This is a genomic window from Flavobacterium sp. LC2016-13 (genome assembly GCF_009707955.1).
GTDB lineage: Bacteria > Bacteroidota > Bacteroidia > Flavobacteriales > Flavobacteriaceae > Flavobacterium.
Genome location: NZ_WMDQ01000019.1, coordinates 32,013 through 48,691 on the forward strand (window position 1 = coordinate 32,013; position 16,679 = coordinate 48,691).

18 protein-coding genes are annotated in these 16,679 nt (G+C 31.7%); 12 read left to right on the plus strand and 6 right to left on the minus strand.

Annotated elements, in window-relative coordinates:
• The first annotated feature begins 20 nt into the window (after nt 1-20).
• Genes GKZ86_RS25520 through GKZ86_RS23740 form a run of 3 tightly spaced genes read left to right on the plus strand, consistent with a single transcriptional unit; the run spans nt 21 to nt 1,549 of the window.
• Nucleotides 21-944: a deoxyribodipyrimidine photo-lyase gene (locus tag GKZ86_RS25520; RefSeq protein WP_228526645.1), complete on the plus strand. Its 924-nt coding sequence runs from the start codon at nt 21-23 to the stop codon at nt 942-944.
• The gene (locus GKZ86_RS25525; RefSeq protein WP_370456794.1) at nt 922-1,425 is read left to right on the plus strand and encodes an FAD-binding domain-containing protein; all 504 of its coding nucleotides are present in this window, start codon (nt 922-924) and stop codon (nt 1,423-1,425) included. The genes GKZ86_RS25520 and GKZ86_RS25525 overlap by 23 nt, the downstream gene beginning before the upstream one ends.
• Nucleotides 1,412-1,549 (plus strand): DUF2256 domain-containing protein, encoded by a 138-nt coding sequence (locus tag GKZ86_RS23740; RefSeq protein ID WP_154785514.1) that lies wholly within the window; start codon nt 1,412-1,414, stop codon nt 1,547-1,549. The genes GKZ86_RS25525 and GKZ86_RS23740 overlap by 14 nt, the downstream gene beginning before the upstream one ends.
• Before the next feature lie 79 nt (nt 1,550-1,628).
• Here the strand turns inward: GKZ86_RS23740 and GKZ86_RS23745 are convergent, their stop codons facing one another.
• Nucleotides 1,629-1,910 (minus strand): hypothetical protein, encoded by a 282-nt coding sequence (locus GKZ86_RS23745; protein WP_154785515.1) that lies wholly within the window; start codon nt 1,908-1,910, stop codon nt 1,629-1,631.
• A 276-nt stretch (nt 1,911-2,186) separates the two neighbouring features.
• Between GKZ86_RS23745 and GKZ86_RS23750 the strand changes: the two genes are divergently transcribed.
• Nucleotides 2,187-2,564, plus strand: coding sequence for a hypothetical protein (locus GKZ86_RS23750; RefSeq protein WP_154785516.1), 378 nt, complete (start codon nt 2,187-2,189; stop codon nt 2,562-2,564).
• A gap of 40 nt (nt 2,565-2,604) precedes the next feature.
• Here GKZ86_RS23750 and hemH read toward each other — a convergent pair whose 3' ends face one another.
• The 5 genes from hemH to GKZ86_RS23775 all read right to left on the minus strand — a co-directional run bounded on the left by hemH (nt 2,605) and on the right by GKZ86_RS23775 (nt 6,004).
• Nucleotides 2,605-3,618, minus strand: coding sequence for a ferrochelatase (hemH, locus tag GKZ86_RS23755; RefSeq protein WP_154785517.1), 1,014 nt, complete (start codon nt 3,616-3,618; stop codon nt 2,605-2,607).
• A 124-nt stretch (nt 3,619-3,742) separates the two neighbouring features.
• On the minus strand, nt 3,743-4,627 hold the full coding sequence (locus tag GKZ86_RS23760; protein ID WP_154785518.1) for an AraC family transcriptional regulator: 885 nt from the start codon (nt 4,625-4,627) through the stop codon (nt 3,743-3,745).
• 48 nt (nt 4,628-4,675) lie between these two features.
• Nucleotides 4,676-5,227 carry a YceI family protein gene (locus tag GKZ86_RS23765; RefSeq protein ID WP_154785519.1) on the minus strand — a complete coding sequence of 184 codons (552 nt, stop codon included), beginning with the start codon at nt 5,225-5,227 and terminating at the stop codon, nt 4,676-4,678.
• Nucleotides 5,228-5,273: 46 nt separating this feature from the next.
• Nucleotides 5,274-5,813 carry a YceI family protein gene (locus tag GKZ86_RS23770; protein WP_154785520.1) on the minus strand — a complete coding sequence of 180 codons (540 nt, stop codon included), beginning with the start codon at nt 5,811-5,813 and terminating at the stop codon, nt 5,274-5,276.
• Nucleotides 5,814-5,827: 14 nt separating this feature from the next.
• Nucleotides 5,828-6,004: a hypothetical protein gene (locus GKZ86_RS23775; protein ID WP_154785521.1), complete on the minus strand. Its 177-nt coding sequence runs from the start codon at nt 6,002-6,004 to the stop codon at nt 5,828-5,830.
• 27 nt (nt 6,005-6,031) lie between these two features.
• On the opposite strand from GKZ86_RS23775, the gene GKZ86_RS23780 reads away from it, so the two are divergent.
• From GKZ86_RS23780 to GKZ86_RS23815, 8 genes are all read left to right on the plus strand, one after another.
• Nucleotides 6,032-6,463 (plus strand): hypothetical protein, encoded by a 432-nt coding sequence (locus GKZ86_RS23780; RefSeq protein WP_154785522.1) that lies wholly within the window; start codon nt 6,032-6,034, stop codon nt 6,461-6,463.
• A gap of 250 nt (nt 6,464-6,713) precedes the next feature.
• Nucleotides 6,714-7,208 carry a hypothetical protein gene (locus GKZ86_RS23785; RefSeq protein WP_154785523.1) on the plus strand — a complete coding sequence of 165 codons (495 nt, stop codon included), beginning with the start codon at nt 6,714-6,716 and terminating at the stop codon, nt 7,206-7,208.
• Between the two features lie 805 nt (nt 7,209-8,013).
• Nucleotides 8,014-9,228, plus strand: a complete 1,215-nt coding sequence (locus GKZ86_RS23790) for an ATP-binding protein (RefSeq protein ID WP_154785524.1) — start codon at nt 8,014-8,016, stop codon at nt 9,226-9,228.
• Nucleotides 9,229-10,525: 1,297 nt separating this feature from the next.
• The gene (locus GKZ86_RS23795) at nt 10,526-10,939 is read left to right on the plus strand and encodes a response regulator (protein ID WP_154785525.1); all 414 of its coding nucleotides are present in this window, start codon (nt 10,526-10,528) and stop codon (nt 10,937-10,939) included.
• 295 nt (nt 10,940-11,234) lie between these two features.
• Nucleotides 11,235-14,183, plus strand: a complete 2,949-nt coding sequence (locus tag GKZ86_RS23800) for a PAS domain S-box protein (protein ID WP_154785526.1) — start codon at nt 11,235-11,237, stop codon at nt 14,181-14,183.
• A 5-nt stretch (nt 14,184-14,188) separates the two neighbouring features.
• Complete coding sequence (locus tag GKZ86_RS23805; RefSeq protein ID WP_089479750.1) at nt 14,189-15,322, plus strand: FIST signal transduction protein; 1,134 nt, start codon at nt 14,189-14,191, stop codon at nt 15,320-15,322.
• Complete coding sequence (locus GKZ86_RS23810; protein WP_089479751.1) at nt 15,322-16,359, plus strand: ATP-binding protein; 1,038 nt, start codon at nt 15,322-15,324, stop codon at nt 16,357-16,359. The genes GKZ86_RS23805 and GKZ86_RS23810 overlap by 1 nt, the downstream gene beginning before the upstream one ends.
• Entirely contained in the window at nt 16,346-16,663 is a 318-nt protein-coding gene (locus GKZ86_RS23815) for a histidine kinase (RefSeq protein ID WP_089479752.1), read from the plus strand. The genes GKZ86_RS23810 and GKZ86_RS23815 overlap by 14 nt, the downstream gene beginning before the upstream one ends.
• The last annotated feature ends 16 nt before the right edge of the window (nt 16,664-16,679 follow it).

Here is a 16,679-nt window from a genome sequence, read left to right on the forward strand (position 1 = left end):
ATAAAAAAAAGATAAATATTATGTGGTTCAAACGTGATCTCCGTTTTACAGATCACGAACCTCTTTTTATGGCACAGCAGGAAAATATCCCTCTTCTTTTGGTTTATTTTTTTGAACCCTCAATAATGGCTTGCGATGATGCTGATGTCCGTCATTGGCGGTTTGTTTATGAATCCTTAAAGGAAATGCAGTCTAAATTAAAATCATTTGCTGCGCAGATTTATTATTTTCATAACGAAGTCCAGACTGTTTTTGAGCACCTAAGCAGTCTTTATGATATTCAAACGGTATTTTCGCATCAGGAAATTGGCAATAAAGTCACTTTTGACAGGGATATTGCCATGGAGTCTTTTTTTGATGATCATAAAATTCTTTGGAAACAAGCTCAGCTCCATGGTGTAATCAGAAAGCTGCGATCAAAACAAGATTGGGATAAGCGCTGGGAAGAAACAATGCGCGCAATTCCTAAAATGATTGATCTGAATACTTTTGAATTTGAAGATTTAGATCCTGATTATTATCAAAAACTAAAAGGAAAAGCACTTTCAACCGAAATTACAAACCGACATGAAAACTTTCAACAGGGTGGAGAATATTGGGCATGGAGGTACCTAGAAAGTTTTGCAAAAGAAAGGCACGTAAATTACAGCAGACACATTTCCAAACCCAGTTTAAGCCGAAAAGGCTGCAGCCGTCTATCTCCCTATTTAACCTACGGAAACATAAGCATGCGAATGGTGTATCAATATACCAATCAGTTTTATGAAACATCTCCCAACAAAAGAGCCATGCTTAATTTTGTTTCAAGACTGCACTGGCATTGCCATTTTATGCAAAAATTTGAAAATGACTGTCAAATTGAATTTGAAAATATAAACAAAGATTACGATTCCTTGGTCAAACCAAAAAACGAAAATCTATATAAAAGCCTGGCAGGAGGGTAAAACCGGCGTTCCTATTGTTGATGCCTGTATGCGATGTTTAGTCCAGACAGGTTATATCAACTTTAGAATGCGGGCGATGCTGGTTTCCTTTTTCACATTCAATTTGTGGCAGGACTGGCGGGACCTCCATTTCTTGGCAAGACAGTTTTTAGATTATGAACCCGGAATTCATTATCCGCAGATTCAGATGCAGGCCGGTACAACAACAGGCAATACCATTAGAATTTATAATCCCGTAAAAAATTCACAGCAGCACGATTCAGAGGGCATATTTATAAAGAAATGGCTGCCTGAGCTGGCTGAAATTCCACCACAATTAATTCATGAACCATGGAAATTAAATGGTATTGAGCAGCAATTTTACAAATGTGAATTAGGAAATGATTATCCAGAGCCTATAGTTGACATAGAACAAACTCGAAAATACGCCAGTGATATTGTTTGGAGTTTTAGAAATAAACAAAAAAATGAGAGGAGTTAAAAAACAAAACCTGCCCACTAAAATCTGCATTGTTTGCCAGAGACCATTTGCGTGGAGAAAAAAATGGGAAAAAATCTGGGACGAAGTGAAATATTGCAGTGATAAATGCAGAATAAGCAGATAAATGATATTTATACTGGTACTAGTTCTTTAACAAAGGTATTAATGGGTAATATATTTAGAAAGTCAAAAAGGACTGTTTGTCAATTTAGAAAGCTTTTGCTTCTTATATTTATTAGTCCCTTAATAGTTATAATGCTTGCATCTGTAGCTGAATCTAGAATAATAAAATCTTCACTATCTAGCATTATTAATGCGTCTAAAACTTTTGCCTGATTTGACCTTTGGATAAGTAAACTCTCTTGCAGCGATTGATCAAGATAAGGAATAAGCATACTAGTTAAATCTTCAAAAGAGTAAATTTTCTCAGGGTTTTGCGCCAGTATATTAAGAATGATTTCAGAAATATTAAACTTGTTATACATAAAATAGTTTTACTTAAAATTATGCAAAATAATTCTATTTTAAAACTTAAAAAAGTTACCACGATAATTAGTGCAGAATTTAGAATATTAAACAAAATTACTTTCCAGAGTAAATATTTACTTTTTAAAATATTTTTTTTAATTATCAAAATCAATTAATAAAAAACATCGAAATAAAAAGCGGGGAATTTAGAATCTAATTGATGTTAGACGTACTTAGGTAAGAAAAGTCGTTTTAAATGTTATACTTTTAACTAAATTTATTAATCGTAAATTATGGATCAGGATATTATATTAGATAAGTTAAAAAAAGCTAAGCAAGAACTTATTTTTAATCACGAAGAATTGCAAAGATGTACTAAAGATTTAAAAATTGCCAATGTAAATTTGAACATCAGAGAAAAAGAAAAGGAGTTGAACATGGAAGAATTTAACAGTGGTTTAGAGCAGATGATGTTTGCAATTTCTCACAAGGTTAGAAAGTCCGTTGCCAATATCCTGGGTCTTTCAAAATTGTTGTGTGAAGATGTAAATCTTGGAAATAATGAGTTGAAAGAAATTTTACTTTTGATTATTCAATCTGCCGAATCACTGAATGCTTCGACAGAAGAATTATCGAAGTTCATTTGTAAAAAGAGGCGAACGGATATATGAATGATGGGAGGTCCAATATCTCGATATTGCTATTTTAGTATTATTCAGCCCAGTCATTAATCCAGTTACCAACAGTCTGGCACCACTGGTCGTCATCATTCAAACAAGGAACGGCCAAGAAATTTTCTCCTCCATTTTTCTCAAAATCTTCTTTGGCGCGCATGGCGATTTCTTCGAGCGTTTCTAAACAATCCGAAACGAAAGCAGGTGTTACCACAGCCAGATTTTTAATTCCTTTTGCCGGCATTTTATCAATTTCAATATCGGTATAAGGCTCTAGCCATTTATCTCCAGCCAATCGGGACTGGAAAGTTAAGCTGTATTTATCTTCTGGGGGACCTAATAATTTTACAACTTGTTTGGTTGTTTCATAGCATTGATGACGGTAACAAAAATCATGCGCAGCCGAAGGCGTGTTGCAGCAAGAGCCATCAATTTTGCAATGTGATTTAGTTACATCTGTTTTGCGGATGTGACGTTCCGGGATTCCGTGATACGAGAATAACAAATGATCGTATTGAAATCCGGCTAAATGTTTCTGAATTGAATCCGCCAGATTCCTTATATAATCTGGTTTATTGTAAAACGCAGGAACATCTGTAAAAGTCATGTGTGGGAATTTCTTTTTACGAATTTCTTCTGCTTTTACTAAAATAGTCAAAGTCGAAGCCATTGCATACTGCGGATACAGCGGAAAAAGCAGTACTTCCGTTGCGCCTTTTTCATGCAGTTCCTGCAGTCCTTTTTCAATAGTCATACTTCCGTAACGCATTGCCAAAGAAACCGGAACGTTTACCAAAGGCTGTACTTTTTTCTGCATTCTTTCTGAAAGCACCACAAGGGGCGAACCTTCATCCCACCAGATTTTTGCATAAGCATGTGCCGATTCTTTGGGTCTTTTTCTTAAGATGATACCTCGGACTAATAAAGCTCTTAGTAAATACGAAACATCGATCACAAATTTATCCATTAAAAATTCATCTAAATAGGGCTTTACATCTTTTGGTGTCGGGCTTTCGGGAGATCCTAAATTTACTAATAATACACCTTTCATTTTTTTTTTTTGGCTTTTTTACTTTAAGCTTCAGGCTTTAAGTATTTGTTGTTTAAATTGATGCTAAAAATAGTATTGGCTGCCTTTTAGAAAAAGGAAAAATCAATTTTATTTATGCTGTAATTTACAAAATCGACGCTGTTTTAAATTTGGTATTAACAGACATCAGGTATTTCTTTGGAGTTGTGGAAAATTTTTTCTTGAATCCCGCAATAAAGTGGCTTCCGGTGCTGTAACCTATTTTAAGCCCCACTTCATTTACATTGTAGGAACCGCTGTCAAGCAGTTTTCTGGCGAAATCCATTTTGTAATCAAACAGAAAACCATAAACGGTATCTCCGTAAATTTGTTTGAAACCTATTTTTAATTTTTTCATGTTCAGTCCAATTTCATCTGCCAATTGCTGTAATCCTGGTGGTTCGGCCATATTGGCGATAATGATTTCTCTGGCTTTTCTGATTTTCAGGACGTTAGCTTTATCGATCAAAAATGGACATTGTCCTGCGTTTGAATCTTCCATTTTATTGAAATACAAACTCAACAATTCGTATCCTTTTCCTTTATAATAAAGGTTCTTTAGGGAGGGATGAAGGCTGTAATGAAACAACTGTCTCAAAACAATAGCCATCGAAGGACTAATGTTCCCTTCGGTATAATCCTTTTTTTTCTTATTATCGGGGCTTAAAATAGTAATATAATCTGCTTCAACAGAAAATAATGAATGAAATTTCTCAATCGAAACAATAACTGAAATCACCCATGAATTTGGAGAAAGCTCTAAATGAAGCAATGACTGTTTCTGCAGATTGCACAAAATCAGGGATTTTTCCTCTTTCAATTCTAAAGCACAATGATCCTGATTGGACAAAAACAATGCATTGCCTTTTAGTCCGAAATGAAACTGTAACAGGCCAGCACTAATTTCGTGCTGTGCAAAAAAAGATTCTGAACTGTCGTTCTGAAACCGCATAAGGGTAAGGCCGTCCTCAATTTTTATTTCTTCCTGCATTTTTTTTATATAAAAAATTATTGACTTTTCAAGATAGTTTTTAGGCGGTTATTGCCTATTGGACCCTAAGACTGCGGCAACCTGGATATTTATTTTATTGGAAAGCTTACTTTTAACCAAATTTGGAATTTCAATATTAAAATCACTAGCATTTACACTAAAATTACATGAAATGCTAATCCCTGATGATGATCTGCTTATCCTTGCAGCAGTATTTATATCCCTGGATTTTCCGTGAAGTTCTAATGTACCTTTAATGATAAAATCTTTGGGATTTACTGTTAGGCTTTGAAGATCAAATCCTTCTATTTTTCCTTTAAATACTGCTTTTGGATATTGGTCACTTTCGATGTAATTTTCATTAAAGTGTTCTTCCATTAAAGCAACCTTAAACTGGAAACCTTTCATCAGGGCCAAACTTGCAATCTCTCCTGTTGCTGGATTCAAAACAAAAGTAACATTCTTGTTTACTGCTTTAACTTCTTCAAAAGAAGGAACGGAAGCTTCAAAAGTAACTTTTGCTGATTTTCTGACCATTTTTTCTTGTGATACGCCAATGGCGCAAACACACAGCATTGCAATAAGTATTGTTTTTTTCATTATTTCGCCTTTATTTTTTTATAAAATCATCCTGTTTTGCGAAGTCTTATTTTAAAACTGCAATAATTTGAATTTTGACTTTATTATCCAGTTTATATTTAATAAGCGCTGGAATTGGAATGTTGAAATCACTTGCATTTACTTCAAAATCAGATATAAGGGTGAATCTGGAACCCGATCTTGTAATTTTTGCATCGACACTTATATCCTTGGATTTTCCATGCACTTCTAGTTTTCCTTTTATGGTGTAATCTTTATAATCTTCTGTTAGACTTTTAATGTCGAAACCTTCAATTTGTCCCCTGAAAACTGCTTTTGGATATTTATCGGTTTCCATGTAATTTTCATTAAAATGTTCTTCCATCAATGCCATTTCAAACTGGAATCCTTTCATTAAGGCAAGACTAGCCACTTCTCCAGTTGCGGGATTCAAAACAAAAGTTACATTGCTGTTAGTTCCTGTAACCGGCTGAAAAGAAAGTACTGAAGCTTCCAGAGTTATTGTTGCAGATTTAGTTACTATTTTTTCCTGTGAAAAAACAATAAAAGAAGCCAATAGCATTGGCATTATTATGATTTTCTTCATGTTGCTGTTATAGATTATTTTTCTAATAATCCATCCTGATTCCATTTATTTATAATGTCGATAGTAGCTTGAGGCAATCTTGGTCCACCTTGCGGCATTAAGGAACTATCTCCATTTTCTAAAGAAATTCGTGTAAGCAAACCTCGGTTTAAAACTGCATTTTTCACCTGTTCATAAGTAACTAAAGACATTGACGCGCCATTTTTAGGAACTGCCGCATGGCATACAGCACATTAAAAGGTTATGAAATTATAATGGTCAAAATAAAAAGAGATAATGGTGAGTTAGAATATGCATTGAATTTTTCAATTGAACGATTAGGTATTAAAAACAAATTACACAGCTATTGGAATATTGCACAATATCCACCGGGTGATTATCTTAATTTTCAAGTTTGGGAATCTTCTATGTCACAAGTAAGTGCCATTACTGCCGCCATTATTACTAATCTTCAGGAGCAAGCACCTTTATTTTCAGAAGTTGTTGATAATAGAATACCAACTGTTTTTGTTAAAAAAGGATTATATAAAAATGGTAAATTGAACCTAGAAATCATTAACAAATCAAAAGCATCTAGTTTAGTTTTTGAAGGAAATAAAAAAATAACAGAATTGACAACACTAATTTTGTTTCGCAAAACATTAGTTTAACTGGCGAATATTTACAAAATTTAGCAATAGATTTAGGTGGTTTATTTGATATTGGTTTCTGTATAATGGGTGATTCATCAAATCAACCAGATGCTTTATAGTTAGCAGATGGTCCATGGGGATTAGATTATTTAAAAACAGAGTCTACTCTTACCTCTTTTAATATAACTATGTTTCTAGTAATAATTTACCAAATGATCAATATGCGATTGAAAGAAACACAACTGTAAAAGGAGAAACTTATGGCACGATGAATATTTTTAGAAATATACTTCCAGGAGAATTAGCTTTTGATGCAAGTTCGTATTCGACAGTAGGTTTTTATATGCACAATACTTTAGATGTAGAAGTAGTTTTGTTGACAGAAAGCAACACAGATTGGCAAAATAGATTGCGTTTGAAAATACCCGCAAATAGTTCTCCTACTGATGTTAATATTTATTTTGATGATTTTGTAAATACACTTGGACAAAAATACAACAATGAAAAAATTAAAGGATTAGTTTTTTCTGTACAAGGAAATTATCAATCTTTTCAACCCTTTGAAATTTCAGTATCCAATGTAGTCTTTAAAACAGTCAATACGCTTAATGCACCTATTTTTGAGAAAGTATTAGTAAAAAAAATGTATAGTTATCCAAATCCGTGTACTGCAGTAACACCATTAGTTTTGCCTAAAGTTATGGAAAGCGCCAATGTTAAAATTGTTGACATGAATGGTAGAATTATAAAAGATAAAACTTGATTCTATTTTTTATAATAACGAAATCGAAGTAGCATTGGATAACGTCAATTTGGGTATTTATTTTTTAATCGTTACTACCATAGAAAACGAAACTTTTAAAACCAAGTTAATTGTTCTTAATTAATATTTTTATCGCCGATTTTTTTGAGAGGCTGTCTAATTTTAGAGAGCCTCTTGTTTTGGTGCTTCCAGCATGGGCGATAAATCTAGGGTGTAAGTCCCGAAATCTTCTCCTGAAGAACAGAAACTATATATAAGAACAGGAATGTTGGATAAGGTTGCTAAACAAACAGAAGTCTCAAAATGTAAGGTAACATGATCGTAAATATCGAATAATTTTGATAGCTGCCTTGAGAAGGGAAGTACGGAATCTCAAAGCTACCAAGGAGTGCAGACCTTTATTTGGATAACTGAAAACAACCTCACGGAAGTATATTTGAAAATGTATCTTAAATTAAGAACCACCTTGGTACGGATCCGTATGCGAAGTGGTTTAGAAGGTCGCCTTGGGAATTAATCTCTAGGCTCCTATCCGATTAAATAGAAAACCTTTTGATTATTTGTAAGAAAAAAACTAATACATTTAAAATAACATTAGGGTAAACGGGATAGTAAGAACAAAATAAAGCCTCATTTTTGATACAAACAAATTCTCTTTGAACAAGATTGAATTTTATATTTAGGCTAGTTTTAAAATAATTAGGGATATTATTAAGGAAAATTAGTTATTTTTAACGTTAAAAGAAATAGAACTTCCTTACATAATTACGTTTGGTATAATACAAAAAAATAAAAATTCAGTTATATGCACAAACCTGAAATTCCTGATAACGAGCATCTTCGTTTCGAAGCCTTAGATGCTTATAAAATACTAGATACATTACCAGAAGAAGAGTATGATGCCTTAACCAAAATAGCAGCACAAATTTGTGGTACACCCATAGCATTAGTAACTTTAGTGGATCATAATCGACAATGGTTTAAATCGCATCATGGTTTAAATGCAACCGAAACTCCAAGGGATTTTGCTTTTTGTGCGCATGCAATAAACACACCGGATGAATTATTTATTATTCCAGATGCTACTAAGGACATACGGTTTCATGATAATCCGTTAACCACTAAAGACCCGAACGTAATATTTTATGCTGGAGCTCCTTTAAACACTAAAGATGGTTATTCTTTAGGGACGCTTTGTGTTATTGATACAAAACCAAGAGAAGGTCTTACAGAGAACCAACAAGAATCATTAAAGGCATTGGCCAATCAAGTGATTTCGCAATTTGAACTTCGTAAAAAAAATAGGTTTTTAGAAGATTTGAATGATGAAATTATTAAAAAAAATGTGCAGTTGGACCAATTTGCGTATCGGCTTACTCATGATTTAAAAGTACCGATACGAGGTATAAATTCATTATTAATTTTTATAAAAGAAGATTATAAAACACTCCTTGAAAACACAGAATTAGAAGCTTGCATCGATTTAATTTATTCTCGAAATGAATACATGGATTTCTTAATTAATGGAATCTTAGAATATACAAAAGTTAGTAACGATCAAATTTGTTTTGAAGATTTTAATGTCGAAAGCACTATTCAATATATAGTTAATAATGGTGCTTTACATATTCCGACTCATATACATTTTAGGAATTGCGATACCTTTATAAGGCATTCAAAAATAGGTTTTGTTCAAATTATTCAAAATCTTTTATCAAATACAACGAAACATACCGACAAAGAAGAATGTAATGTTTGGATTTCACTAACAGAAAATGAAACTAATTATTCTTTTGTTTATGAAGATGATGGGCCAGGTATACCAGAAAAATATTGGTTAAAAGTATTTGAGTTGTTTGAAACAGTTAACTCAAAATATGGTAAAAATGCCGGTATTGGCTTGTCAACAATAAAAGCCATAGTAGATCGAGTATTGGGTACTATTTATTTGAAGAATAGAGAAGATAATGAAAAAGGTGCTTGCTTTTGTTTTGTTTTACCAAAAGAGTATGACTGTTAATTTTTGACTGAAGATTTTATCAGCCTACAACAAGCATTTTACTTTTTCTTTTAATAAAAGTAGTATCGAAAATTTGTTTGTGAAGCAAGAAAATAGCACTTCACTAGAATTACATCGCCTTTTAATGATTTTAATTTGGATAAAAGCTTAGAGCTTTTTGGGCAAAAAAGGCGGTCATGTTTTTTGGTACTTAGAAAGTCTTTTTTGAAGGTGTAGGCAATTTCAAAATTGATTTTTAAAAGCGCAAAGTACAACAATAAATGGCAATGTAATTCTGGAAGTAATTGCAATAGTGGAACAATATTGGCGCAAACAGGTTAATGGCAGTGACAAAAATGAAACAAAAAATTAGTTTTAGTTTGTCATTTTTCAAGCAACTTATGAAAAATTCTTTGCTTGATACTATAACTTATGGTAACTAATACCGTTTTTGAAATGTATCGAATAAAATTTTCTTTTTTAAACGGTTATTAACAATTTGAAGTGTCATTCCGATGAATGAAATGGCTAAAAAAAAACATAATCAAAGTGTTTACTTCGATAGGGATCTTTGTCTCTAGGTTTTTTCCAACAGTTATAATAATCATTGAGAATACTAAATAGTGCTCAGATTTGATTCCAGTAGGAATTGTGTTTGCTAAAGTAATTGCTGTTTTCATTTTTCAGTGGTATTTGAATGAAACTTCATTTTTTGTTAATAAAAAATTTTAATTTTGAGTGCTTAACAGATTCATAATATCATGTAACGAAATGCTAATAACTGATGAATTGTTAAATTGTTTTTGGAAATAATTATTTTTTAATTTTTATTTTTTTGTCCATTAATTCTGATACAAATCTAAGGCGATTATAAGAATTATTTTTGTCTTTTTCGATGAATGGCGGTTCGATGTCGGTGAATAATCAATCTCTACACTTGACTTGCAAGTGATTATGAATGTATGTGTTCACGAATAAACATTTAAAAGGAAATATTCCTGTTTTTTGGAGTTTTTTTAATATTAAGTTTACTTAGTAAATTACGTACAGAGATTTTACTTCATATAATAAATTTTAAAAATCAGATCAATGGGTATTCGATAAAAATAGATTGAAGTATAAGATCCTTTTAGATTTCGCTTTTGCAGGCTTGAAGATGGTTTTTTATGGATCAATTGCATATTTATACCATTCGTCTACACTTTTTTTCCAATTGTCTATACTTTATTATGAGTTAACGAAAAACAACTCGTATTTTATAGAGAATGAAATACATTTGAAGTTGAATAAGTATGCATCAAACTTTAAAATTAATAAAATGGCAAAATCGTTGAATATACTATTAATAGAAGATGATGCAATTGAAGTAATGAAATTCAATAGAGTTCTAAAAAGTTTAGAACTCAATCATCGCATCATTGAAGCAAATAATGGAGAGGAAGCAGTTAATGTATTAAAAAGGAAAGAAATAATACCAGATGTTATTATTTTAGACCTTAATATGCCTAAACTAAACGGTATCGAGTTTTTATCTATCTTAAAAGCAGATGATGTATTAAAATACATACCAGCAATTATCTTAACTACTTCTAACAATCATAGAGACGTGATGGAGTGTTATAAAATAGGTATTGCAGGCTACATTTTAAAGCCTTTGAAATATGAGGATTATGTAGATAGGATAAAAAAAATACTAGATTATTGGAGCACGAATGAATTAATTTCTCAGTAAAAATAAGTAGTGTTATTTTTTGAGTCTCGTACTAGAGATAAGAATTAAAGCTTTTAAATATTTTTTTTGTTTTTTATGTCATAAACAAATTTAAAACCACTTAAGATTGAAAACATTTGTAGAGTAAGAAAAAAAGTAGTACTTTAACTTACAATTCTAAAAGAGTTGAATAGCTGGAATTTGAGTTGGGTTTAGCAGTAGTCTTATCTACTTTTCGTAATCAAAAACATTCGAAATAATAGAATGTATTCAGATGCCATATTCATGAAATTTTTAAAACTAAGGAGGTAACAACATGGAAAATTCTCAATTTCATTTTGATAGTGAAACATTCAATAGGATTTTCCCTTTTTATGTTTTACTAGACCACAACTTAATCATTCAAGACCGAGGTAAAGGTTTAATCAAATTGCTACCGGACTTAAAATGCAGAGGACATTTCCTGAGATTATTTACAATTACCAATCCATTTATCGAAGAGCTAAATGTTGACAATTTTTATAAAGTTACCAATCAATTAGTTATAATAGAATCTGTTAAAGATAAAATTTCGCTTCGAGGACAATTTGAAAACTATGAAAATGGCTATTTATTTATAGGTAGCCTATCGCCTACTTCCTTGAATTATTTTGAAGAAAAAAAAATCTCTCTTTATGATTTCGCTCACTACGATGTAGCATTACAAAATTCTTTGAATACAATACATCAGCAAGAAAATCAATTAAAAGAAGCCAATAAGAAAATTGTTGATATTGCTCTTTTTACTACTCAAAGTCCAGATCCATTAATTCGCATTGATTTTGAGGGTCATCTATTAAAAATGAATCCAGCAGCCGAAGATTTAAAAAATCTTATATTTCTGGGAATTGATTATGAAATTGAGGATTTTTTAAAATTTATCATTCATCAAATTGATAAGAGAAAAGAAAGATGGATGTTTGAGGCGGAGAATAATGGTAAGTGCTATTCTTTTGTTTGTAAAAGTCTGCAACAAGAGGGCTGTGTAAATATCTATGGACGTGATATTACAGAACAAAAAAGAAATCAAGAAGAGCTAAATAAGCTGTCCTTGGTAGCAAAAACGAATAAAAACGGCATTGTATTCACTTATCCGGATGGAAAGATATTTTGGTGTAATGATGCATATCTTAAATTGACAGGATATGAGAACGATGAAATCATTGGTAAAACACCTGTTGAAGTAGGTTCGGACGCTCTATCGAATAAAGAGGAGATTCACAGAATGATCAATGCATTTTACGAGGGAAATACTTTTGAAGTAGAAATTTTGCATGCTAAAAAAAACGGTGACACTTTTTGGTCTAAAACAGTGGGACAACCCATTTTTGATTCCTCCAAAAAGGTGATTCAATATTTTGCAATGATTGAGGATATTTCTGAAGATAAACAAAAAGAAGAACAACTTTTATTACTTTCCTCGATAGCAGATAAAAATATTAGTGCAGTCATTATTTGCGACAGTGAAGGTAAAATTGAGTGGGCCAATAGTAGTTTTACCACAATGACTGGCTACTCCAAGGAAGAATTGATTGGTAAGAGTCCTGGTCGTTTATTACAAGGTGAAGCAACCAATCCAAAAACGATTGCTTATTTAAAGAATCAAATAAAACAAGGACTTCCTTTTACTTGTGAGATCTTAAATTATACAAAATATAAAAAGAAATACTGGGTTAGAGTACAAGGACAGGCGCTTCATAACAAACAAGGAGAGGTGATTAAATATTTTGCTATCGAAGAAAATATAAGCCAAGAAAAAGAGTTCAATCAACAGCTTATAGATTCTGAGAATCGTTTAACGTTATTAATAACCAATCTTCAATCAGGCATTTTACTAGAAGATGAGGATAGAAAGGTGCTAATTGCCAATAAAAGGTTTTGTAATTTATTCGATTTTAAAGGAGAACCAGAAGAGATGATAGGTTTTGATTCTAAAATGGCTACTGAAGAAAATAAACACTTTTTTAAAAGACCAGATGAATTTATTGAAAGGGTAGAAGAAATTTTAAGAAATAAAAAAAACGTCTTTTCTGAAGAAATTGAATTGGCCGATGGACGCGTTTACGAAAGGAGTTTTATTCCGATAGCCAAAGGCAAGAAAAATGATGGTCATTTATGGAGTTTTGAAGATATTACCATCAAGAAAAAGTACAAAGAAAGCCTGGAAGCAGAAAAAGAAAAATATAGAAATATTATTGCTAATATGAATATGGGTTTATTGGAAGTAGATATGGATGACGTAATACAATTAGCCAATCAGTCTTTTTGTGATATGAGTGGTTTCTCTTTAATTGATTTGTTAGGCAACAATGCATCTGAAATTTTGTTGCATCCTGAGGATAAAAAATTAGTAAATTTTAAAAATAAAGAACGGGTTAAAGGTAAGTCAGATTCGTATGAAGTTACTTCTATCAATAAAAAAGGAGAGACAAGATATTGGTTAATTAGCGGCGCTCCAAATTATAATGTAAATGGTGAAGTAATTGGTTCAATAGTTATACATTTAGACATAACTCGACAAAAGAGCCTGGAATTGCAAAAAGAAGAATTACTTAAAAAATTAGAAAAACAGAACGAGCAGCTCAATGATTATGCTCAAATTGTATCGCATGATTTAAAGTCACCACTACAGAGCATACATTCTTTAGTTACATGGATTAAAGAAGATAATGAAAAAGAGTTTAATGCGCAAACGAGTCAATATCTTGATATGATTGAAGACAAAGTCGAGAAAATGGATCATTTGATTGAAGGAATTCTAACTTATTCTAAAGTAGATGATATTGAGATGATTACTGAGAATATTAATTTGAATGTTGAAATCAATAAAATAATTGATATTATTCATATACCTAAGAATATTGAAGTTATAGTAAAAAACGAACTACCGACAATCAAAGCTGAGCGATTTAGAATGCAACAGTTGTTTCTAAATATCATCAGCAATGCGGTGAATTATATTGATAAGCCTCTCGGAATTATTCAAATAAGTTTTGAAGAGGAAAAAAAGCATTATATTTTTGCTATTAAGGATAATGGTCCTGGAATTGCTACAGAGAATCAGGAAAAAATTTTTAAAATATTTCAGTCTTTTACATCTAATAAAAAATCAACAGGTATCGGATTGTCTATTGTAAAAAAAATAGTCGAGAATTACAAAGGAAACATTTGGATAGAAAGTGAACTGACTAAAGGTACAACCTTCTTTATTAAATTACCAAAATAGAAACTATGAAAATAATTCAAGCTTATAAAAAAAAGAATGAAAATTGGCAGTACCTAACAAATAAGGAAGAATTAAAAAATCCGCTGGTACTTGTTTTTGCCAATAGGATGCAATTAGAGCTTCCAGAAGTCATTGATGCTATTAGAAAGGAGTTTCCTTATGAACATCTGGTTTTTGGCTCTACAGCGGGTGAAATTTTAGATGCAAATGTCTTTGATGATTCTATTGTTGTTAGTGCTATAGAATTTGAAAAAAGTACGTTTGCAATTAAAACCGATAATATTTTTAATCATAATAAAGATGCAAATGCTTTAGGGGAATCTCTTTACCAACAAATACCCAAAGAAAACTTAAAGCATTTATTTGTACTTTCAGAAGGTAGTTTCGTAAACGGAAGCTCACTTATTGAGGGTCTTGAGAATGGCATTCAAAATAAAGTGCCTATCTCAGGAGGAATGTGTGGAGACGATGCAAAATTTGAGAAAACATTGGCTTCTTATAAAGAAAATCCAAAAGAAGGAGAAGTCGTTTTAATTGGGTTTTATGGAGAAACTTTAGAAATTTCGTTTTCAAGTTTTGGAGGATGGAGCTCATTTGGTCCCGAAAGAATTATTACCAGATCAGAAGCCAATATATTGTATGAAATCGATGGACAACCTGCTTTAGATTTGTATAAAAAATACTTAGGAGACAAAGCTAATGAGTTGCCGCAAGCTTCTTTGTTATATCCTTTAAATGTTACGCCCGAAGGTAAATCACAAGCTGTAGTTCGTACCATTTTAAATATCAATAACGAAGATCAGTCGATGATTTTAGCTGGAGAAGTGCCTGAAAATGCCAAAGTACAGCTCATGATGGCTTCTGTAGATGCTATTGCCGAGGGAGCTTCACAAGCGGCAATGTTAGCAATGCAAAATAGAATAAATCACCCACAACTTGCTTTACTAGTGAGTTGCGTAGGAAGAAAATTAGTTATGAATCAACGGGTTGAAGAGGAAATAGAGCAAGTGCAAGAAATAATAGGAAATGAAGTAGCAATTACCGGGTTTTACTCGTATGGCGAAATGGCTCCATTTAGCGAGAATACTTTTTGTGAATTACATAATCAAACCATGACTTTAACCCTAATCAGCGAATAATGAATACTCTTTTAAAAAGGCAAATTGCTAAATTTATAAACCCTGAGCACTTAAAAGATTTAAAGCATTTTTTGCACGCAGTCAATGAATCTTATGATAATCACGAAGATCAGATGAACATGTTGCAGCGAGCGATGAAAATTAGTTCTGATGAACTTTTCCAAGCCAATAAAAAACTACGCGATGAAGCCAATAGTTTAAAAGAAATAAATTCAAATTTGACAGAAATATTGAATTCTATGAATTTGGATGCTGAAAAATTAGGTAATGAAAAAGATTTTAATCAATCCGATTTCTTAAAAAAACAATCTATAGAAATTGTGACTATGAATAAGCAAAGAGAAGAATTACTAAAGAGTTTAGAAAATCATAATAAAGAACTTAACGAATATGCTCATGTTGTTTCTCATGATTTAAAAGCACCACTCAGAAATATAGACACCCTTATTAATTGGGTCATTGAGGATAATAAAGAAATGGGTGAAAGTTGCTTAAACTCTCTTAATCAGGTACTTTTTAATGTCGAAAAAATGGATTTGCTCATCAAAGGAATTTTAGATTATTCTACTGTAGACAAGTTAGAATCTGAAGAAAGATTAATTGATCTTAATGAGGTAATTGACGAAATAAAGAGAGATATTCATATTCCGAAAAATATTGAAATTTCGATAATCAATGATTTACCAAAAATAAAAGGAAATACATGGCGATTCAAACAATTAATGCAAAATTTAATTGAAAATAGCATCCATTATAATGATAAGTCTCAAGGCCAAATTGAAATTGGTTGTAGAGAAAAAGAGCAAGATTTTGAATTTTACATCAAAGATAATGGCATCGGAATCGCTGAAAAATACCACGACAAAATTTTTAAAATATTCACAAAATTAGAAAGCAACAATCAAAATTCAGGAGTAGGGCTTTCTATAGTTAACAAAATTATTGAGTATTATAAAGGTTCAATCTGGCTTGAAAGTAAAGAAAACATTGGAACAACATTTTATTTTACCTTACCTAAAAACTATGGAACAGCCTAATTTAAATTATATTGACCAACTCTGCGGAGAAGACGATGCATTTAAGCAAAAAATGATTGCAATTATTAAAAAAGAACTCCCTCTTGAAATAGATTCCTATCATAAATTTATGCAAGAGCAGCATTATAAGCTGGCTGCAGAGTGTGTTCATAAATTAAAGCATAAAATATCTATTTTTGACCTTGAAAAAAGCTATGATATTACTCATGAATACGAAAATCACTTATTAAATGGCACACTTGAGTCTGAAGACAAATTTGAAAGTATTTTACAGTTAATGCAAAATTTTGTAAACGATTTGTAAAAAGCTTAGTTTACGA

Coding starts and splice junctions, on each gene's coding strand:
- hemH (WP_154785517.1), bottom strand. CDS start 3,618: ATGAAAGGTGTATTATTAGTAAATTTAGGATCTCCCGAAAGCCCGACA.
- GKZ86_RS23810 (WP_089479751.1), top strand. CDS start 15,322: ATGAATACTCTTTTAAAAAGGCAAATTGCTAAATTTATAAACCCTGAG.
- GKZ86_RS25520 (WP_228526645.1), top strand. CDS start 21: ATGTGGTTCAAACGTGATCTCCGTTTTACAGATCACGAACCTCTTTTT.
- GKZ86_RS23740 (WP_154785514.1), top strand. CDS start 1,412: ATGAGAGGAGTTAAAAAACAAAACCTGCCCACTAAAATCTGCATTGTT.
- GKZ86_RS23760 (WP_154785518.1), bottom strand. CDS start 4,627: ATGCAGGAAGAAATAAAAATTGAGGACGGCCTTACCCTTATGCGGTTT.
- GKZ86_RS23765 (WP_154785519.1), bottom strand. CDS start 5,227: ATGAAAAAAACAATACTTATTGCAATGCTGTGTGTTTGCGCCATTGGC.
- GKZ86_RS23775 (WP_154785521.1), bottom strand. CDS start 6,004: ATGTCTTTAGTTACTTATGAACAGGTGAAAAATGCAGTTTTAAACCGA.
- GKZ86_RS23790 (WP_154785524.1), top strand. CDS start 8,014: ATGCACAAACCTGAAATTCCTGATAACGAGCATCTTCGTTTCGAAGCC.
- GKZ86_RS23795 (WP_154785525.1), top strand. CDS start 10,526: ATGGCAAAATCGTTGAATATACTATTAATAGAAGATGATGCAATTGAA.
- GKZ86_RS23780 (WP_154785522.1), top strand. CDS start 6,032: ATGGCATACAGCACATTAAAAGGTTATGAAATTATAATGGTCAAAATA.
- GKZ86_RS23770 (WP_154785520.1), bottom strand. CDS start 5,813: ATGAAGAAAATCATAATAATGCCAATGCTATTGGCTTCTTTTATTGTT.
- GKZ86_RS23800 (WP_154785526.1), top strand. CDS start 11,235: ATGGAAAATTCTCAATTTCATTTTGATAGTGAAACATTCAATAGGATT.
- GKZ86_RS23785 (WP_154785523.1), top strand. CDS start 6,714: ATGAATATTTTTAGAAATATACTTCCAGGAGAATTAGCTTTTGATGCA.
- GKZ86_RS23745 (WP_154785515.1), bottom strand. CDS start 1,910: ATGTATAACAAGTTTAATATTTCTGAAATCATTCTTAATATACTGGCG.
- GKZ86_RS23805 (WP_089479750.1), top strand. CDS start 14,189: ATGAAAATAATTCAAGCTTATAAAAAAAAGAATGAAAATTGGCAGTAC.
- GKZ86_RS23750 (WP_154785516.1), top strand. CDS start 2,187: ATGGATCAGGATATTATATTAGATAAGTTAAAAAAAGCTAAGCAAGAA.
- GKZ86_RS23815 (WP_089479752.1), top strand. CDS start 16,346: ATGGAACAGCCTAATTTAAATTATATTGACCAACTCTGCGGAGAAGAC.